The organism is archaeon CG10_big_fil_rev_8_21_14_0_10_43_11 (assembly GCA_002763265.1).
Taxonomy (GTDB): Archaea; Nanobdellota; Nanobdellia; order PEZQ01; family PEZQ01; genus PEZQ01.
Genome location: PEZQ01000008.1, coordinates 1 through 19472 on the forward strand (window position 1 = coordinate 1; position 19472 = coordinate 19472).

Consider the following 19472-nt stretch of genomic DNA (forward strand, 5'->3'; position numbering starts at 1 on the left):
CAAACAACCCCGAACCCTCCAACTGCGCAAACACGGGAGTTGCAAATATCGTTGTTGCAAGAAAGAAAAACACTGATTTAATTGACGCGCGCATACTCATTACCTAGCACGTTTCCTGTTATTATAGTTTCGCCAAAAAAAAAGCGGAGGGGGGCAAAACCTTTTTAACTGCTCTTGTGACGTCTTGTTTGAACATGTTTGAATTAGAGCTTGACCGCGTGGTTCATGGCGTTTTGGAGAATGCATCAAAACGCGTACTTATCCAATTACCTGACGGGCTCAAACCGCAAGCAGCGCAGATTGCAGACGTGATAGAAGAGAAAACTGGTGCAACAGTTTTGATATGGCTTTCAAGCTGTTATGGCGCGTGTGACATTCCTCTTGGACTCAATACAATCGCAGTTGACCACTTCATTCAGTGGGGTCACAATAAGTTCAACAAACGCAAGGAGGGTTGGTAAACTATGAAAGTGAGTTTTGTTGATGCAACGTGGCAAGAAGAGCTTGCTCTTACTGAACAGGTTATTTCTGAGATTACAAAAAAGGCACGAAGCATTGCGCTTTTTGCAAGCGTGCAATTTCTCAAACTGGACACGATTATTGCGCAGCTCAAACGCGCAGGTATAACGGTTCTTGAAACACGCGCAAAGCGCACGAATGCAGCTCGCCAAATTCTGGGATGTGATGTGTACCATGATTCATTTGATGCAGATATCATTGCAGACGCCGACCTTATCCTCTATATTGGTGACGGATTATTCCACCCGCAGGCATTGCTCTATGCCCAGATTCTGACAGGGAAAATTCATGATGTGCTCTTGTTTGACCCGCTTGACAAGCAGCACAAATACATTGGTCGCGAAAACATTTTGCCTCACCTCAAAAAACTGAAAGCAAACATTCTCAGATACCTGAGCGCAGACACGATTGGCATTCTTGTCACGCTCAAGCCCGGACAACAACATCTTGATTTAGCGTTGAAGCTTAAAGAAACGCTTGCGTCCTCAGGAAAAAAGGCGTACCTATTTCTTGACAACACCTTTGATTACGCCCAACTCGAGAATTTTTCTGATATCAAGGCTTGGGTGAATACGGCGTGCCCGCGCATTGGTCTTGATGACATAATAACTATTTCAAAGCCACTTATCAACCTCAATGATGCAACGCGCAGTGTTGAAATGCTTGAAGCAATCAAGAACGTACTTGCCTAACAACAAGGCGGGTGCGTAGACAACGCGTTTTTATACCTGAACAATGACAAATAGCGTATGGAAGTGGCAACATTTGGAGCAGGTTGCTTTTGGCATGTTGAAGCTGATTTTCGAAAAATAAAAGGCGTGACTAATGTGGTTGTCGGCTACATGGGTGGGCACACACAAAATCCCCGCTATGATGAGGTTTGCAGTGACAAAACAGGACATGTTGAAGTCGCGCAAATAACATTTAACCCGAAAAAAGTCTCGTATGCGCAATTGCTTGACGTGTTTTGGACTATTCATGACCCAACCCAGATTAACCGGCAGGGTCTTGATGTTGGAACCCAATACCGCACGGTTATTTATTATCACAGTGAAGAACAAAAAAGAGAAGCAGAAGCATCAAAAAAAGCGCTTGATGCATCAAAGAAATTTAAAAAACCAATTGCAACGGCGATTGTTCCGGCAGAAACGTTCTACAGAGCAGAAGAATACCACCAGCAATACTACAAGAAACAGGGAAACGTGTGCTAGCAACCGGCTATGTTAACAGCGTTCATCACACATAACTATAAAAAAAGTGAGTGCGCTAAAAAAAATTTATGGCATTCTCATTTGCAACACTGCCGGTTCTTCTCAAACTATTTGTGTTGTTCACCATACTTGGACAAGCCATTATCGTGTTGTATGCGCTTGGTCTTATTGTGCAACACGTGTTCAAGAAAAAAAGCGCGCGTATTCGGGCAATTGGAAGCGTGTGGAAAACGTATGGTGTGCATCTTAGTTTCCTTGTTGCAGCAACCGCCACTCTTGGCAGTTTGTACTTATCAGAAGTGCTGTTATGGGTTCCCTGCGAACTATGCTGGTTTCAGCGCATCCTTATGTATCCGTTAAGTCTTATTTTTCTTGTGGGAATTCTCAAAAAAGGACACGTCCGTGTTTGATTACGCTCTCCCGCTTATCCTGATGGGGCTGATGGTATCATCATATCATTATTACATCCAAATCAGCGATACCGCAACAAGTTGTTCGCTTGCCCTTGGCGCATCCTGCTCAAGCAAGCTCATCTTTGTGTTTGGCTACATCACCATTCCAGCGCTTGCTTTGAGCTGTTTTGCAGCACTGCTCATGCTTGCTCTTGCAAACAGGGGGGGCGCGTATAAAAACGTCATTTCAAAAATCAAAATTAGCATACGCGATTGAGTTGAGTTATTCTTGTTGTGACGGGTCATCATTTTCTTTTGAGAACATGCTTTTTTTGAGCACGCTAAAACCAAGACGCCATAATTTTGATTCTTTGAGCAATAATTGCACAATGAATTTTGTTGGAAAATCACGGTCGTGTTCTTCTAATATTTTTTTGCTTGATGACTGATTAAAAATCTGGATGAGCTCATCATACTGGTCTTGTGTCATAGAATTCATGGCCTCACGCATTTTAAGGCTCATCCACAAATCGCGGCCAAGCTTGCTGTTAAATTTTTTAGCATACGAGTCAGGGTTTTCTGCTAAGTACGAACCGGCAAGCAATCCATAAATGATACCACCATACGTAGTTGCTTTTACTTGCGTTGCTGCATCCCCAATCAGGTACGCACCATCTTTTGCAAGCACTTGCTTAGGATTATAGAGGGGTACAAGCCCACTTTGGGGTTCAATCACGTCATGCGAGCCAACGAGTTGTTTGAACGCCCCTGCAACGTTTTTTCCAATCACACCAATGCGGGCAACGTGTTCATCTTCAGGAACAACCCATGCAAATTCGCCAAGACCCATATGAATCTCTGTGATGCCGGGCTCTCCTTTATAGTGCGCGCGCACCTGCAGTCCTTGAAGGAATTGGCGCTCACCAAACATGCCTGCTGCTTTTGCAACTGGACTGAGCGGACCATCAGCGCCAACAAGCATGCGTGATTCAAAGCTTCCTTTGTCAGTAATAATCTTAAACGAGTCACCATTTTTTTTGAATCCTTGAAAGGTGTGATTAAGAAGAATTTTTGCGCCATTATCTTCTGCTTTTTGTGCAAGGTATTGATCAAAACGCGCGCGGTCCATAACCTTGTTTTCTTTGTCAAGGTCAATGTCAACACTTTTCCCATTTGGTGCAACAATACGGAATTTCTTGATTGTTGCTACCACAAGCTCGTCAGGAATGTCAATAACGCGCTTAATTGAATCAGTCACAATGCCGGTGCACTGGATGGGGTAGCCTGCTTTTGAGTTTTTCTCAAAAATGGTCACGTCCTCATCTTTAATGAGGCTTGCGTAATGCGTTCCAGCAGGACCTGCTCCAACAACACCAATCATAGCTTTAGAGCAGTTGTTTTTGGTTAAAAAAGTTTGGGAACCAAAACAGCGTTAAGACCTTAGAGTTTTTCCCAATTTTTTTGCCAACTCCTTTGTTTGGTCAAACAAACGTTGTATCTCACTAATACCTTCGCTCCAAAACTCGGGCGTGCTAATATCAATGCCAATTTTTGCAAAGGTTTCTTTTGGTGAGGCAAAAAGCCCTGTGCTTAAGAATTGCTTGACTTGCTCAATGTATTCGGGTTGTTCTCGAACGCGTTTTTGCAGTGCTTTTGAAATAAGCAATCCTGACGCATATGAATAATTATAGAAATATCTTCGGATATGACCCCAATACACCCACCAATTCTCACTTCCCTCATCATTTGATACCGCAGGACCCATGTACGCGCTCATGTGTTTTTGAAAGAGCGCACCAATTTCTTGTACTGAAAGATAGTTCTTTTCACGGTAGGTTTTGTGCAGTTCCAATTCAAACTGGTAGCATGCAACTTGGCGCATAATACTTGACACATCACTATTGAGCTTTTCCATTAATAATGCGAGACGCGTGGGGTCATCTGCATCTTTGAGTAGTCGTTCAAACACAAAGTCTTCCATAAACGTGCTTGCACACTCAGCAGTTCCAAGTGACGTGCCAAAATAGAGCGCGTGTTGTTTTTTCTTCATTAACTCATTATTAATTGCGTGACCCATCTCATGCGCAAGTGTTGTTACGTCTGAGAGTTTTTTTGTAAAATTAAGCAAAACGTAGGTGGGTTGTGTTATTAGTCCATGCGCGCAAAACGCGCCACTTGTTTTTCCTTTTTTTGGAAACACATCAATCTGGCCGTTTTCAATAAATGATGTGAGGTAGTCGGCAAATTCTTTGTCTAAATCAGAAAACACGTCAGTGACAAGTTGTGCTGCTTCTTTAAATGAGTAATTTTTTTCTTCCAATTCAAAAGGAACGTTTCGCTCGTGATACGCAAGTTGTTTTTTTCCAAACAATGCTGCTTTAAGCGCGTAGTAGTCTTTTGAGAGCGAAAATGCTTTTTTTACTGCTTTGAGCATTGCATCAACCACTTCGCTTTCCATGTCATCAGCAACATGGCGTGACTGGTCTGCTCGCGTGTACCCGCGCAATGTGTCATTGACTTTTTTATCTTCAAGAATGGCATTGATTTCTGCTTCAGCAAGTTCTGCATGTTTTGCAAGAATATCATTAAATGCGCGTGCCGCATCATCTCTAACTTTTTTATTCTGACTGTTTAAAAGTGAAAGAATATCTGAAAATGTTTTGGTTTCTTTTTTTCCTTTTTCATTGAGGATTTCGCGCTCTTCTTTGCTCAAAAATGAGGAAACCATGCGCACCCACGACTCGTACGCGCTTGCTGACTTTAACGTGAGAATGCGCTCTTCTTCTTCACTAAGCAAGTATTTTGCTGTTTGAAAGATTCTTTCAAGAACATGACGATATGCTTTGAGTTCAGCTGATTTCAAGAAAAGTTCTTGTGTTTTTTTGTCAATTTTTGCAAGTGCGTGTTCAAAGAATCGGGTGTCATTAATGAGGTTTTTTGAGTGAGCGTCTGCTGCCCTGAATTTTGCTTTGATGGTTGTGTCAAGCTGGTCTTGCGTGCTTCTAAGCCAAAAATAGTAGAGTTCATCGGCTTCAACGCCATACCTGCGCGACCATGCTTCGTAATCATCAAGTGCTTCTTTGAGCACGCTGGGCTTTGTAAGATAGTCAGTTCTGTTCTTCCATTTTTTGATAAACGTGTCAGTTGCACTTTGCCACTTTTTGCGATTCTGCTCAATTTTTGGGTCAGAATCTCCTGAGAATAATGGTGAAAAGTCCCATTCAAGTTTCATAGTTTCACATAAGCGCGTTATCACTTAAAATCTTTTAGCAGATTGTTTGGCACTTTCTAATGCTTTTTTCGCATAAAACTGGATTGAGCTACGCACGTCGTATTCGGGTTGTGAGAGTTCTTCGAGACCAAACCATTTCACGCCATCACTCAGTTCTGTTTTTGAGAGCGTGAGTTTTGGGCTGTGCGTTGTTGCAAAATAAACAAAGGTAAGATGTTCATGATGGTCATTAATGCGGTGTCTATTCATATAGGTGGGTTGAACAAGCTCTTGGTATCCACCTTCCTCAAAGGATGGTGCTTGTTCAGGCGCGTAGAGCAGCACGTCAAGTCCTACTTCTTCTTTTACTTCACGCAGTGCTGCTTGTGTTGGGTCTTCGCCTGTCTCAATGTGTCCGCCAACGCTCAACCAAATCTTGTGCTTATCATGTTTTCGCAAAAGCACTTTATGATCATGCACAATAAACACTTCAACAGTGTAGTCAAGCGCGTAATTAATATGGGACATGACTCTTTGGAGGTGTTATGTTTTTTTAAAGAGCAAGTAGACGTGTCCGTTATTCACGCAAAAACGGGTATTGGTTTTTTGTTTTGCGCGCGACATGCCTTTTTGTACACTAGTTTTGTTCGAATCTCAATATTCTTGATACACGCGTTATTTTCAAACGTATCAACCTCGCTTTTTGCGTCCTCCCATCGTTTAATCCATGCTGACAGGCTTTTGTACGCGTTTGCGACAAAATCAGGTGACAGTGATTTTGTCCCAAGAGCATGCACTTCATGTGTGAGGGCTGAGAGTTCTGAGGTTACAAATTTTAATCGAAATCGAGCCAAGAACACATCACTGAGGTGTGCGAGTATTTGCTCAATACTCCCCGTTTTCTCAACAAGAGGAGCAAATCGCGTGTCAAAATGATACGCCACGTTTTCTATGTTTTGCAAAAGTCGGGTCATGTCAGGTGAGTGCTCTTTAAAAAGTTGGTCGCGGTACGTAAGTGAGCGCGCAAAATCACCAGTAAGCGTTTCAGCTAATTGCGCATCAGGTTTTTCAAGCAGGGTTATGACTGACTTTTTAGCCGTATTGTTTTGCAAGTAGTCAACAAAAAAGTATTCTTCAAAGCTTTTTGCAAACACGCGTGGTTGCGCGTGCGCATCAAGAATGTGTTGTTCTTCATGTTCAAGAAGCATGAGCATTTCCTCAAGAGAGTTGAGATTAAAGGTGTGGGGAAAAATGTTTACATTTAGTTTTGGCGTGTCACGCACAGCAAATAAGTGGTGCGTGTTCACGTTCATATAGGTGTAAGGGTTGAGTAAGTGCACAGTTTTAATGTAGGTCAAACTCTTAATCTGCGTGTTTGAAATATCGAGCAAGTCAAGAAAAGCCTGGCGCGCACAAGGGTCATTATGCTCTTTTACGCGCGCAAATGCGCGTTCTAAGCCGTATTTCATTAATTGTGAAGATAAGAATGTAGTTATTTAAAGATTTAGATGATTATTTTTCAATAAGGCCCGGCAGTTTTTTAACTGAGATTGAAACGACTTCTCCGGTGTCTTTAACAAACTCAACGCTTCGTCTTCCAACATGTTTTATGGTCATTTTTGAGCCTTTTACCACAACTCTGCTTCCTGATTCAAGCACTCTGTCGCCAACAGCAAGACCTTTTTTCCCAACCCATCCAACAACGCGAACGCTTGTTCTTCCTCCACGACTAAACACGTTTTTGAAAAAACTAAACAATCCCATACGCTAACTTCACCGCACCATGTGTAATTAAAATTTGTGTTTGTACTGTTAAAGAGCAAGCAACAAAACCCTGCACTGCAGAACTGCGCTACACCGTTATTAATGCAACATTACACGCACAAGACTAATCTGTGCGTTTCTTACGTTTCACGCTGCAGCGTACCGGGTAGCAGTTAAGCAATATCTAAGTCCAGGTCATTTAACAATTCTGAAACTTCCTGAATGTTTTTACTCACATCTCTAACAACGGTTTTTGCTTCTTGCTCGCTTATAACCACGACTGCACCTGTTGTTGCTGTTTGGTTCGTGCTTGTTTGATTGTCTGATTCCTTTGTCAGAGAGTCACCAATTTGCGTGCATCCAATGAACAGTGTTGCAAACATGAATGCTATAATATATCGTTTCATGCTAACACCGCCACTAATGGTCCTTCACAATAGGGAAGAATATCAACTTGCGGGTCTTCAATTCCTGAGGAGTAATGAGGGATGCTGCAGGTCATATCCTGGTTGTTGTCCGTTACATACATTGAGCACATGCCGTTTTCTAAACCTCTAATTTCTGCTTCAACACCGTCTTCTGGCGTGAATGTTGCTTGCTTACAGAGGCGAAACGCTGCGTCAAAACAATCCTCATCAAAACCACAGTCGGCTACGTTTCCTTGTGTTATATCCCGGACTTCTTCTGAGCTACTGAGCATAATGTAGAGCACGTTTTTGAGTGTTGATTTTCGCAAGTGACGTATCTTGAGCTTAACATCTTCAATATCCTGCACGCTCAAGCTCTCAATAGTATCGCGAAGGAAGTTGAGAATATCTTCCACTTCATCTGCGGCAGTAAACAACATTTCAGATGCGCGCTCGAATCGCGCCCCATTTGTATCATTTCGTTCTTGATAGAACGCTGCGATTGCTTGTATCTTTTCTCCAAGCTCTACGAATCTTATTTTCAAATCTTCAAGTTTGAAAACCATGCCAAGCAGGATTGCTGAATCTGGCACTTCTTCAAGTTTTTCATGCGCCTCCAAACTAACCATCGCATCACCTTTTGCAACGCATTCTACAAAGGTAACGCATCCTTTAGCATCTTTTTCCACGATTAGCTCGCCTTTACATTGTGTGTACGCTTCTGCAGGAACACTCTTGCAGTATTGTTCCTTTGCACCACAGGCGAGTATTTCGCATCCATGCGTATTGTAGTCCCGAACCACCTGCAATCCTTGTGAATTACATTTTGTTTTTATTTCTTGCACAATGTTTGGACTCAACGAGTCAACACCCACACACTTATCAGTCTCTTTTCGCTCGCACACTACACGTTCACAACCATTCTTCTTCACGTATTTTGGCGAGCCTCCAAATTCTTTGCAGCGCAATACATCCTCATTATTTTGCTCAATAGTTTGGCATTCTGCTTTGTTCTCCCATAGACGTGCGGTTTTATTCTCATCTTCAAAGCTACATTTTAAGAATTCACACGTATCAGGCCCAATATGATATTCGGGAAGCCCGCCCTGCTCAATACATTTTTGCTCCCAGCTAGGGTCTCGTGTTGGACATATTCTCTGTTCTTTTTCACACACAATAGTGCTTATGCCCGCGTCCGCATCAAATAGTTCTTCACAGCCTTGGGGAACTTCTTGCACCAACTTGAATCCTGTCTTTGACGATGACGGGCAGGTGTATTGGGATTCTTGACACCACGTACCACACCAATTCGAACCCGCGTTTTTGCAGTCACTTTCTGAAAAACAGTTCCAGGGTTGTGATGCCGTGCAAATCGGACATTCTCCTGCATTACACCAGCCAGCGTTCACACTGCCACACCAATCGCCGCCCGCGCTGGTACAGTCTGATTTCGTGTAACAGTTCCACACTTTTGACGAAGTGCAGGTTGGACAATTTTCTTGCTGACACCAACTGTAATCACCTGAACCTGTGCACCACTGTGCATCAACACCTTCACAAGACGTTTGTGAGAAGCAATTCCAGGGGTTATTGTCACTGCATTCGGGACAATTTTCTTGCTGACACCAGCCATAGTCCCCTGAGCCTTCACACCATTGTGCATCAACACCTTCACAGTTTGATTGTGATGCGCAATTCCAAGGGTTTGCTTGTGAGCATGAATAGTCAGGACAGGTGTATGGTGCTTTGTTACACCATCCCGATGTGGTTGCATTGGTTGATTCAGGATTATTACACCACACGCCACTTACTGATTTACAGGTGGTCTCTGTCTGGCAATTCCATGCTTCATTTGAGGAGCATTTGAATGTTGGGCACGTGTCTTTTTGGCACCATGCATTTCCACTTTTATCACTGCACCATTTAGCACCAGCAGATTCACAGTTTTCCTTATCTCCACACTTCCATAATGATGACGAAGTGCAGGTTGGACAGGCATCAGATTGACACCACGTACCACACCAATTCGAACCTGCGCTGGTACACGTGCTTTCTGTTTTACAATTCAAGCTTTCCGTTGCAGAACATGTGTAGGATGGACAGGCATCAGATTGACACCAACTAGGACCACCGCCTGAGGATTTGCACCAGTTTTTTCCTTTGTCTTCACATGCAGATTGCGTGTTTATAGGGCAGTCGTCTGAACACCACCCCGTACTTGAATACACGTCTTCACACCAATCGCCGCCCGCGCTGGTACAGTCTGATTCTGAGTAACAGTTCCATAACCCTGTTGTGTTACATGTTGGACAATCATACTCTTGACACCAACCATAACTACCTGAGCTTGCACACCAATTTCCTTGAACGCCTTCGCACAGCGATTCAGTATTACAATTCCATTTTTCAGTAGCAGTGCAGGTTGGACAGGGTTGGCTTGAACAATACGTGCCACACCAATTCGCGCCAACACCAGTACAATCTGATTCTAAATAACAGTTCCACGCTTCGGATGCGCTACAGGAAGGACATTCATACGTCTGGCACCAGCCGTAATCACCTGAGCTTGCACACCAATTAGCCCCACTGGCACTGCATGACTCTTTATCATTACAGTTCCACGCTGATGATGCATTACACTCGTATGAAGGACACGCATAACTCTGACACCAGGTGTTTCCATAGGTGTCAGCACACCAATTGGCACTTACTTGCGAACATTCTGACTCAGTTTGACAATTCCATGCTTCATTTGTGTTACACGAACTCGTACCCGTTTGATTTGTCTGATTTGTGGTTGTAGTTTGGTTTGTAGTTGTTGTCTCGTTCGTGCTTGAACAGGAGTAGCCTGCATCATTGCAGTAATTATTACACCACACCCCACCAACACTCGTGCAATTCGTTTCACTATAACAATAGCTTGTTTGTGAAGCAGAACAGGTATATGTTTGGTTAGTCGTCGTGTTAGTTTGATTTGAGCTTGGGCATACATACCCTGAGGAATAACAGTAATTGCTGCACCACACGCCATTAATGCCCGCGCATGCGGATTCAGTGTAGCAATAGCCCGGATACGACGCAGAACAAGTCATGCTTGTTGTAGTATTTGTGCTACCACAATCAGTTGGGCATGAGCTAGATGTTTCATTACTATCGCAAAGACCATTGCCACAATAGGCTGAAGTGTTCACGCTCGGACAAGAATAACCAGCGCTGTAACAATAATTACTGCACCACACCCCACCAACACTCGTGCAATTCGTTTCACTATAACAATAGCCCGGATACGACGCAGAACACGAAGTGGAAGTTTGATTCGTGCTTGAACAGGTGTAGTTTGATTCGTAGCAGTAATTACTACACCAAATGCCCCCTGCACCACTACATTCTGATTCCGTGTAGCAGTACCAGCGCTCATTCGCGTTACATGTGTATGTTGGGCATGCGGTATTTTGACACCAGCTTGAAGAACCAGACATACACCAGTTAGCGCCTACTGTTTCGCATTCAGACTGTGACGCGCAGTTCCAATAATCAGTGGATGAACAGGTATTAGACGGGCACGCACCTGACTGACACGAACTATAGCCTGCTGAATCAGTGCACCAATTTGCCGCACCTATCCCTTCACACTCTTCTTGAGTCTGGCAATTCCAATATCCAGTTGATGAACACATAGTAAATTCCGGACACGAATAATAATCACCTGACCACGTAGCATCGCTGCAACAATAACCTGAAGAGTAAACGGTGCCACCGCATTTACAGGAAGCACTTATGGTTATGTTTGTGCCACATTCTGGTGCGCACGCCTCAAGGCTCGCACAGTCTGTGTCATCACAATCAGTTAAGCCATCAGCGTCATCATCAACGCCATTTGAACATTCAGTTTCTGTTGTTGGAGTGGTTTGATTTTCCTGTGCGTATGAGGCTTGGGTGGGGAACGTAAATAAAAGGGAGAGAACAAGAAGTGCAAACAGTAATTCCCTACCCATAACATAGTTAACGTTCTATACTCATATTTATAGTTGCTGTATTATAATTTCTCGTATCGCATCAAAGAAGGAGAAACGCGCCGTGGTTGCATCTGCAGCGCTTTTACTTTTTTCAAAGCGCAAAGAATAATAAGTCAATGCAGTTAAGCGACACCTTCTTGTCGTATACGCGCGACTTAAAAAAAAGAAGAGCAGCGCCAGGAGCAGGATTTGAACCTGCGTATCATTTCTGATACGGCGTCTCGAGCGCCGCGCTTTAACCACTCAGCCATCCTGGCAGTACTGCTAGACAAACAAAAAAGAGGGTTATAAATATTTACTCTAACCAAATAATTCTTGCATGTTATGATGCGAATAAAACACGCCATACATGTATGCAACGCTCACAACCGCTGCAGGAATAGTAAAGAGCAACCCAACACCAAGCAGGATAATACCAAGAATAAACCACCCAGCAGCAACAAGCGATGAAAATATAACTACAACAACAAAACTAAGCGGGTCTTTGATAACCGGGTTAAGCGCTTCTCTAAATTCAAAAAACGCGGAAAACCGCTTTTTTACTGCGTAATGTGTAATAAACAACGGTGTAAAGAATCCCGCTATTGCAACAAGCAACCAACCAATAAAACGTATGAAACGAATAATGCCAAGCAAAACACGGCACGGGCAGGCCAAGAAACCGGTTTAGACCAAAAACGCTACTATAAAGAGTATAAACCATGCTACCTGCCTTGTTTAAGAAACGTATTTTTTTATCGTACAAGTATGCTTCCCACATCAACAGCAATATCAACCGGGATTCCGTTTGAACCAAGCGTAACCTGCCCGCTACAAAACACGCAACGCTCACGACCCGGCGAGTTGTATGAGCCAACAGCAACTGCGTACGTTACTGACGCGTTCTGATTGCTTGTAGAATAGATAGCTTCACCAACGCCAAGGGTCATGCTAACGCGAGACACGCTTGCGGGCAGAGAAACAATATCAATGCTTCCAACACCCCCCGTGACTACTACCTCACCAGGACTGCCCGCTTGAATGCGATACTGCGCGTCAACCGACCCAGTTAAGTGAATATACGAGTCATTGATTTGTGTAATGATAATATCTCCTGCACCAAAGTACACGAGAACGCCCTGGGATGCATCAACTGCGTAATACTCATTTAATGAAAGAGACTCTTGCCATGTTGCAAAAGAGAAGCCTTGGGCCATGACAAAAAAGATAATGCTCATGACAAAAAGCCAATTAATCAGGGTTCCAAACGGACGCAGGGGTTGCACAACGCCAATAGTCAAAAGACTGATTCCAAAAATAATAAGAATAATTGGCGGTATAAACGGGTTGCTAAAAAGCGGCTTCCAAAGCGCGGTTTGAAGGAGTATAAAAAATATGCCTAGTGCAACAAGAAAAAAACCAGCATCCCTATCCATCACAGTATTTGTATGTTTACGCACTTAAAAATATTTCAGAATTACGTTGTAAACAATACGCGCAAAAAATACTTGAACACGCCAATAATCACTGAAAAAGAGAGAAATAAAAGCAATCCTGAAATGAGGGTTGCACCAGTGAAAGGAAGACAGGCGTATACAATTGCCATACTCACATATGCTATCAAGTTAAGCACAAGCGGCGCGCTAATAAAAAATGCGATTTGTTCAGGAAGCTTGTGCAAAAAATCAACTGTTGCAAGCACAACTGCAAAAGCGCCAACCATAAGAGCAAGAAAAAAATTCGGGCTGAGAATGCCTGCAATAAATGACAGCACACGCGGGGCTGAAAGCACTTCACGCATCAAATCAATTGCAACAAAAAACAAGACAAGACTATTGCCAAACGCGGTATTCCAGCCCAGCTTTTCTTTTACGTACGTGCCAAAATAAAACGCCATGGCAAGAGTTGAGACAACAAGCGGGATGCTCACCCACAACATATCAGGATACTCAAGCGGGGCGAGCACGAGTCTGACAAATATTGGACCCACCTCATTTTCAAGATAGAGCAAAATGCTATCAAACAAACCCATAGTATTCATATAGAACTCATCTCCAAACATAAGCATTTTGATAGTTACAGAAATCATTATATAACAAAACACCACCAACTTAACATATGTTATACACATTGGTACGTGTTCTTGACCGTTTTGTGCGCTTCCCAAGCGCGCACGCGCATTGCGATATTCCCTGTGGAATCTACGACCCTCACCAGGCACAAGTAGATGCACACACGGTTATTCGCATGATAGACCTTATTAAAGAAGCGAAATCCAGCAACGTGCACAGCCTTGCTCGCTACACAAGCGTAAAAGAGCAGCATGCAGAATCGTGCAAGCATCAGATTCGAATTCTTTGGGGAGACTACTTTAAAGATGAGCATGTTAAACAATTCCCAAACCTGCCTGAACTGGTTTGGCGCGCGCTCAAGCAAGCATCAAAAACCCGTCAAGGAACAGACCGAAAAGATGGTGAAGCTCTTCTTGCAACCGTGCAAGAGATTAGCGAAATCTTTTGGAAAACAAAAGGAAAAAACCCGAAGCGCGTGAAAGCACCCTACCCTAGTGGCGGAGAGCTCGTACTCCACGACTAAGACTGGTTTTGCATGCTACCGATTAGTATTGTGCGCATTATTGGTCCAAGTATGGAGCCAACACTCCATCATGGCGATTTTGTAGTAGTTCACACGTTTTTTAAAACGCTCAAAAAAAGGGATATTGTCTTATGCAAGCATCCTATCACGGGGGTGCAGGTCATAAAGCGTATTGTGCAGGTAAAAAACAGCGTCTACGAGCTTGCGGGTGACAACCTGCAGCAAAGCACAAACTTTCGTGGAATCGCGCGCCAAGCGATTTTAGCAAAACACGCGTTTTCCATAAAAGCACCGCACATGCACCCGTGAGTCTGTTTCACACGCGAGTGTCAAAACAAGGTTTAAAAATGAAGCCTGCAAGAGGATAGATATGGATAAACGTTTGAAAAAGCAACTGCACCGATATCCCTATTATCGGGCGTTCCCGTTTTTTCTTCTGAGCATTGTATTTCTTGTTATTCAGGATTGGGGGCTTTTTCTCGCGTTTCTCGCGCTTGCTATTGGACTTAGCGTAACTGATCGTACCACATTTAAACGCATCACGCCTGCACGAAAAAAACAAGGCTCGCGAAAAAAACGATGAAAACAAAAAAAAGCGTTCTTTGCAGGCTTGGACTGCACGCATGGACAAAACCAGTTTCTAAAACTCAATTCTCTTCAAACGTCATTGAATGGAGAAAAACGTGTTCTCGTTGCAATAGAAGAAAAACGTGGATTACTACAAAATCTGGATAATTGAAAGCGCGTACAAAAAAAGCACGTACATAAACAAGAGCACTATGCCTTCTTGTTTGCTCAACTTCTTTCCTGTCTTAACAAAAAAGAGCATTACAATTGTTAAGAGAAGCATTGTTGGAATAAAAAACCAGAGTGACATGAAACTGATAGGAAGCGCACCAAAAAGAGCGGCACTGCCAATAACAAGCGAGATATTTGTGATGTTGCTTCCAATAACGTTTCCAACAACCAAGTTTCCAAGACCTTTTCGTGCAGCACTAAACGAAACGGACAATTCAGGCAATGACGTGCCAAGTGCAACAATTGATGCGCCAATGATTGTTTGCGAAATCATAAGCATATTTGCAATCCATGCTGCAGAATTTACAAACGCGTTTGCGCCAACAAGCACCGCTGCTAAACTTACTGCTACGATTGCAAGGTCCTTGAAAACACTTTTGCTAAAAGAATGCGCAAAAGAAAATGACCAGACCCTCTTTTGCACAAGAAACTGGGCTGCGCTGCGCGTGATGCGCGTAATAATCCCTCGTGAGGTTATGTGTGCTACAAAGTCTGAAAACTCGTACTCATGCGGTCTGTGACGAATTGAAAGCAAAAACGCCATGTACGCAAAAAAACAAGTAATCAAAATAACCCCTTCAATTTGTGAGAGCCCTCCGTCAATTACGAACGCGTAGAATACTACGCTGATTGCTAAAAGTGCGTAGCCATCACGTTCCAAAACAACCCGGTTTGTTTTAAGAACAAGAAAGAGCGTAGTAAGACCAAGAATGAGTCCTATGTTTGCAATATTACTGCCAATCACGTTTCCAAACGCAAGACCCGCATACCCATTCAGAGCCGCGGTGAGTGTTGCAACAAGCTCTGGCAAGGATGTGCCGATTGCAACAAGGGTGACGCCAATAACAAAATCTGAGATGCCTAATTTTTTTGCAAGACGCGTTGCTGACTCAACAAACGCATCAGAACCTTTGACAAGTAAAACTACGCCAACAATGAGTATGATACTATGCTCAATCATTACCCTTTCAAGGTAATGACACGCGCTTTGTTCATAAATAGGTTTGCGCTGGCTTAGTAATAATTGTTGTCAATACGTTCTTGTTGAACAAGACGCTCATATTCTTCTACTGGAATGGTGGTCATGCGCGTGGTGTCATGTTTGAATACAAAGTAGCGATGCCCGCGAGTAGGAAAGAACGTGTTGAGCAGGGCGGTGAGTTCTGAGGTTTGTTTGAGAAAATTTGAGAATGCATACACCTGCGTTTTATCCTTAATGTTTTGAGCACCATCAAAGAGTTCTACAAAGTCTGAGAGTTCCTCTCTTTTTTCAAGGAGGCTCAGAAAGCCTTCATTGTTATTAAACAGACTCGTATATATTTTTTTGTACGTGTCACTCATGCGTTGCACGTACTCACTGCGCGTGATTTCTTGTAAGTCACAAATCTTAAAGCGGGGTTTCATAGCGTATGCGCATGCAAACAAGCATATAAAAAAACAGTACCCCTGAGAGGCGCTATGTCACGGAGCCTTTTTTGAGCGATTTATGCACGCGAAATCACGTGTGTTACAATCTCTGAGCTGCAGGTTTTGTGCGTTTTGCACCACTGCTCACACTCACGAGCGCGCGCTCGTGCTGTGTACAAAAAGCCGCACACCTCGCACGCAAACACGCGCTGCTTATTGTAAGATTGCTCTTTGACCATTCATTATGCAGAGGATTAACTGTTATAAAAAACCACGCACAAAACAGGTAAAAATATGAAGCGGTTTTTGCGCGCTTACCCCAAAAGGAGGCACACTCATTTCTCACCCGCAGGGCTTTATGGTTGAAGGAAAAGAAGGACATCTCTGATCTACAATAGTAGAAATTAAAGCATGCTTCTAGACCTCATCCGCGTTAATAGTCAAACCCTCCACATCTACAATAGTAGAAATTAAAGCATGCTTCTAGACTTTCGCTGAGAAGGTAGTGAGGGAGTGGATCTACAATAGTAGAAATTAAAGCATGCTTCTAGACAAAAGATTGAGGAAGTTGAGGAGAAAGTATCTACAATAGTAGAAATTAAAGCATGCTTCTAGACTTAAGACGTGGGGCGTTAGTGATTGTAGATCTACAATAGTAGAAATTAAAGCATGCTTCTAGACCGGAATATTTTGAGCGTTGGGTATTGCATCTACAATAGTAGAAATTAAAGCATGCTTCTAGACTTCAAAAAAGTATCATCCGTGACGTTCTCATCTACAATAGTAGAAATTAAAGCATGCTTCTAGACACGTTCAGTGACGTCTGGAACGAAGTACGATCTACAATAGTAGAAATTAAAGCATGCTTCTAGACGCGGATAAACCAAAGCCTAACCGCGGTATATCTACAATAGTAGAAATTAAAGCATGCTTCTAGACCGATTGCAACACGTGCGGGCGCTCATTCATGCATCTACAATAGTAGAAATTAAAGCATGCTTCTAGACTACACCAAATGTGCAATGATTACACATGAATCTACAATAGTAGAAATTAAAGCATGCTTCTAGACCTCGCAGTCCAGACGGGCGCGAGAATTTTAATCTACAATAGTAGAAATTAAAGCATGCTTCTAGACAGTGGTGATTTGAATCTTTATAGCATTTGCTTAATCTCCTCTAGCATACATCATTTTAGACGTTCACCTCTAAAACTCATTTCCAATATAACTGGTTATTTCTATTCTTCTTAAGTCTTTCTTTAACGATGTTAGAGCGGCTAAAGGTAGCGAATTCGTAGATATCAGCGATATTCTCGTATAATATTAGGACTTAGGTTTGCAGATTTAATACATAATCAGGTCAGTTTCTTCATTTTTAGCATAACCAAACCTTAAAATTTGGTTTTCTGCTGTTATTTTGAATATCAAGACGCTATCTCCCTGGCTAAATCGTTTCTCAAACCGATTTTTAATTTCTTCTTGCACTATATCCAAAATCCTTTTACTGTTCCTTATTTCATATACTGAGTATTGCAGTCTTCTTCCATAACTTAAAATAAACTTGGAAAACTCAGTTCTTAGATGGTCTTCTTGAATATCATATGTTAAAATCATCATGTTTCTGCCTCTATGTTAAACACAGGAAAATTGTCCATTCCTTTTCCTTTTATGAATGATCTGTAATAGGCTTGAATATATAGAAATATTTTTTCCTTCTGTTGAAGAATCTCTTTTAAAAACAATTGAGAATACTTTTTATTGAAATTTCTCTTTACATAAAACTGTCCGTTCTTGAAATAAAAGTCGTCTTTATTTATTTGTTTCAGATTAAAGCTTTTTCTTATACGGCGGTCAATGATACACCTAAAAGGCTCTACCAAATCACAGACTAAAGATTTTCTTTGAAAAAAGAGCTTATGGTAAAATCCGCAATATGTGTCAAAGCCGTAAAGTTCCAGATTTGCTTCTATGAAATTAAACAGATAATAATAGCCTATATCCAACAGCAAATTAAAAATGTCATCTTTACATCTTGGCTTTCGACCATTAAAGTTTAGATTCTTGAAATATGTTTCAAAAAACAGTTTTGAAGCTGTTCCCTCAATCCCTAGCAATTCCTGGCTGTTTTGAGCATGGCCAATCTGTTTGAAAAGCCCCTTTATTTTTGATATATTGTTCTTTTCCTTAACGGTTTTGTATCGCAATGAGTTCATTAAACTGATTTGGTTTTTGACTTTGTTGCTGATTATGTGCTTGGCAATTTCTAGATCATTACTATTGGAATATTGCTTTTTTCTCAATAAAAAATTTCCCTTATTATCGGGGATTATAGAAAAATAAGGTTTAAGATTATGCTTGAGAAACACTATGGGAACTGCATATTTCTTTGCATTCTTTATCAGAACAGAAGTTATCGAGAATTCTCCTAAAATAAAAACCATAAAAATTTTGCTGCAAGGATGTTGAAGAACAATTTTATTGTTTTCATCAGTAAGAATAAGATTTGAATTTTTAAGCCTCAGTTTTTTAGAGTTATCACTCTCAATGAAAAGCATTTGCTTTGCCATAAAATCGGGTCTGCTTAGCATGTTTTTAATCTCCTTTATAGTAATCACATAATTCTTTGTAGATGCACATCCCGCATTTGTTGGGGTTTTGGGTAAAATTTTTGTCTTCCAACGAAAAAAGCTTCATTTTTGCTATAACTTCTTTTAATCTATTCTTTTCATTGTTTCCAGGCAATGCAACATCATGAATTTTGTTATCTGAAAGCGAATGAAACCGTATCTTTTTAACTGCATAACCCATCTCTACCAAACAGAAATATTGCGCATACAGTTGCAGGTAATATCCTTCATAAAGTTTTGTTATCTTGTTTTTTCTTTCTGTAAGAATCCTTTTTTCAACATCAAAAAGATCGATTTTGCCACTTACGCCCAGCTCTTCACTGTATACGTCAATACCTTCAAGAATCACTTTTTTTGTTGAATATTTTTGCGTGTCAATAGTCTTGTGGGCATTCTTTCCTTTTGTTTGATACGTGGTATGGTAGAGTGTCTCATCAAAAGAAGAATACAAATTGTGAAAATAGATGCTTCTTGGACAAAATATGAAATCATTTAGGTTTGATATTCTGATGTTTTGCTCCATTTAATTACCTCCAGAAAACCGC

General features: G+C 41.9%; 25 protein-coding genes, 1 tRNA gene, 1 pseudogene and 1 CRISPR repeat array. Of the genes and pseudogenes, 7 read left to right on the forward strand and 20 right to left on the reverse strand.

The features are described 5' to 3' along the window. Positions 1-194: 194 nt before the first annotated feature. The 4 genes and pseudogenes from COT72_04250 (at position 195) to COT72_04265 (ending at position 2399) form a co-directional block, all read left to right on the forward strand. Entirely contained in the window at positions 195-461 is a 267-nt protein-coding gene (locus COT72_04250; GenBank protein ID PIN99774.1) for a hypothetical protein, read from the forward strand. Between the two features lie 3 nt (positions 462-464). Then, the gene (locus COT72_04255; protein PIN99775.1) at positions 465-1211 is read left to right on the forward strand and encodes a hypothetical protein; all 747 of its coding nucleotides are present in this window, start codon (positions 465-467) and stop codon (positions 1209-1211) included. A 57-nt stretch (positions 1212-1268) separates the two neighbouring features. After that, complete coding sequence (msrA, locus tag COT72_04260; protein ID PIN99776.1) at positions 1269-1730, forward strand: peptide-methionine (S)-S-oxide reductase; 462 nt, start codon at positions 1269-1271, stop codon at positions 1728-1730. Positions 1731-1798: 68 nt separating this feature from the next. After that, a pseudogene (locus COT72_04265) lies at positions 1799-2399 on the forward strand (hypothetical protein). Between the two features lie 6 nt (positions 2400-2405). On the opposite strand, the gene COT72_04270 reads toward COT72_04265, so the two are convergent. The 15 genes from COT72_04270 to COT72_04340 form a co-directional block, all read right to left on the reverse strand. Beyond that, positions 2406-3503 (reverse strand): hypothetical protein, encoded by a 1098-nt coding sequence (locus tag COT72_04270; protein PIN99777.1) that lies wholly within the window; start codon positions 3501-3503, stop codon positions 2406-2408. Positions 3504-3554: 51 nt separating this feature from the next. Beyond that, a complete protein-coding gene (locus COT72_04275; GenBank protein ID PIN99778.1) occupies positions 3555-5354 on the reverse strand; it encodes a hypothetical protein in 1800 nt (599 codons plus the stop codon). A 24-nt stretch (positions 5355-5378) separates the two neighbouring features. Continuing rightward, positions 5379-5861, reverse strand: a complete 483-nt coding sequence (locus COT72_04280; GenBank protein PIN99779.1) for a hypothetical protein — start codon at positions 5859-5861, stop codon at positions 5379-5381. Between the two features lie 53 nt (positions 5862-5914). Further along, on the reverse strand, positions 5915-6802 hold the full coding sequence (locus tag COT72_04285; protein ID PIN99780.1) for a hypothetical protein: 888 nt from the start codon (positions 6800-6802) through the stop codon (positions 5915-5917). 43 nt (positions 6803-6845) lie between these two features. Beyond that, a complete protein-coding gene (locus tag COT72_04290) occupies positions 6846-7097 on the reverse strand; it encodes a hypothetical protein (protein ID PIN99781.1) in 252 nt (83 codons plus the stop codon). 173 nt (positions 7098-7270) lie between these two features. After that, positions 7271-7504, reverse strand: a complete 234-nt coding sequence (locus COT72_04295) for a hypothetical protein (protein ID PIN99782.1) — start codon at positions 7502-7504, stop codon at positions 7271-7273. After that, entirely contained in the window at positions 7501-8742 is a 1242-nt protein-coding gene (locus COT72_04300; protein ID PIN99783.1) for a hypothetical protein, read from the reverse strand. Before COT72_04300 ends, COT72_04295 begins: the two co-directional genes overlap by 4 nt. 167 nt (positions 8743-8909) lie before the next feature. After that, positions 8910-9311, reverse strand: coding sequence for a hypothetical protein (locus COT72_04305; protein ID PIN99784.1), 402 nt, complete (start codon positions 9309-9311; stop codon positions 8910-8912). Beyond that, the gene (locus COT72_04310) at positions 9312-9503 is read right to left on the reverse strand and encodes a hypothetical protein (GenBank protein ID PIN99785.1); all 192 of its coding nucleotides are present in this window, start codon (positions 9501-9503) and stop codon (positions 9312-9314) included. It abuts the gene before it with no gap. Between the two features lie 186 nt (positions 9504-9689). After that, positions 9690-9977, reverse strand: a complete 288-nt coding sequence (locus COT72_04315) for a hypothetical protein (GenBank protein PIN99786.1) — start codon at positions 9975-9977, stop codon at positions 9690-9692. A gap of 234 nt (positions 9978-10211) precedes the next feature. Continuing rightward, positions 10212-10535 (reverse strand): hypothetical protein, encoded by a 324-nt coding sequence (locus tag COT72_04320; protein PIN99787.1) that lies wholly within the window; start codon positions 10533-10535, stop codon positions 10212-10214. 1159 nt (positions 10536-11694) lie between these two features. Beyond that, positions 11695-11777, reverse strand: a tRNA-Ser gene (locus COT72_04325). A gap of 43 nt (positions 11778-11820) precedes the next feature. Further along, complete coding sequence (locus tag COT72_04330) at positions 11821-12177, reverse strand: hypothetical protein (GenBank protein PIN99788.1); 357 nt, start codon at positions 12175-12177, stop codon at positions 11821-11823. Between the two features lie 77 nt (positions 12178-12254). Beyond that, positions 12255-12935 carry a hypothetical protein gene (locus tag COT72_04335; GenBank protein PIN99789.1) on the reverse strand — a complete coding sequence of 227 codons (681 nt, stop codon included), beginning with the start codon at positions 12933-12935 and terminating at the stop codon, positions 12255-12257. Between the two features lie 41 nt (positions 12936-12976). After that, entirely contained in the window at positions 12977-13588 is a 612-nt protein-coding gene (locus COT72_04340) for a hypothetical protein (protein PIN99790.1), read from the reverse strand. Between the two features lie 29 nt (positions 13589-13617). Here COT72_04340 and sodN point away from each other — a divergent pair, with 29 nt between their 5' ends. The 3 genes from sodN (at position 13618) to COT72_04355 (ending at position 14677) form a co-directional block, all read left to right on the forward strand. Further along, the gene (gene sodN, locus COT72_04345; protein ID PIN99791.1) at positions 13618-14094 is read left to right on the forward strand and encodes a superoxide dismutase, Ni; all 477 of its coding nucleotides are present in this window, start codon (positions 13618-13620) and stop codon (positions 14092-14094) included. Positions 14095-14106: 12 nt separating this feature from the next. Beyond that, on the forward strand, positions 14107-14403 hold the full coding sequence (locus COT72_04350) for a hypothetical protein (protein ID PIN99792.1): 297 nt from the start codon (positions 14107-14109) through the stop codon (positions 14401-14403). A 61-nt stretch (positions 14404-14464) separates the two neighbouring features. Beyond that, entirely contained in the window at positions 14465-14677 is a 213-nt protein-coding gene (locus COT72_04355) for a hypothetical protein (protein PIN99793.1), read from the forward strand. A 135-nt stretch (positions 14678-14812) separates the two neighbouring features. Here COT72_04355 and COT72_04360 read toward each other — a convergent pair whose 3' ends face one another. From COT72_04360 to cas4, 5 genes are all read right to left on the reverse strand, one after another. Next, positions 14813-15853 (reverse strand): sodium:proton exchanger, encoded by a 1041-nt coding sequence (locus COT72_04360; protein PIN99794.1) that lies wholly within the window; start codon positions 15851-15853, stop codon positions 14813-14815. Between the two features lie 53 nt (positions 15854-15906). After that, positions 15907-16296: a hypothetical protein gene (locus COT72_04365; protein ID PIN99795.1), complete on the reverse strand. Its 390-nt coding sequence runs from the start codon at positions 16294-16296 to the stop codon at positions 15907-15909. A gap of 390 nt (positions 16297-16686) precedes the next feature. Further along, a CRISPR array of direct repeats spans positions 16687-17437; the repeat unit is 36 nt; unit sequence ATCTACAATAGTAGAAATTAAAGCATGCTTCTAGAC. A gap of 207 nt (positions 17438-17644) precedes the next feature. After that, entirely contained in the window at positions 17645-17917 is a 273-nt protein-coding gene (cas2, locus tag COT72_04370; protein ID PIN99796.1) for a CRISPR-associated endonuclease Cas2, read from the reverse strand. Beyond that, a complete protein-coding gene (locus tag COT72_04375) occupies positions 17914-18888 on the reverse strand; it encodes a type V CRISPR-associated endonuclease Cas1 (GenBank protein PIN99797.1) in 975 nt (324 codons plus the stop codon). The genes cas2 and COT72_04375 overlap by 4 nt, the downstream gene beginning before the upstream one ends. 4 nt (positions 18889-18892) lie before the next feature. After that, entirely contained in the window at positions 18893-19450 is a 558-nt protein-coding gene (gene cas4 / locus COT72_04380) for a type V CRISPR-associated protein Cas4 (protein PIN99798.1), read from the reverse strand. Between the last annotated feature and the right edge of the window lie 22 nt (positions 19451-19472).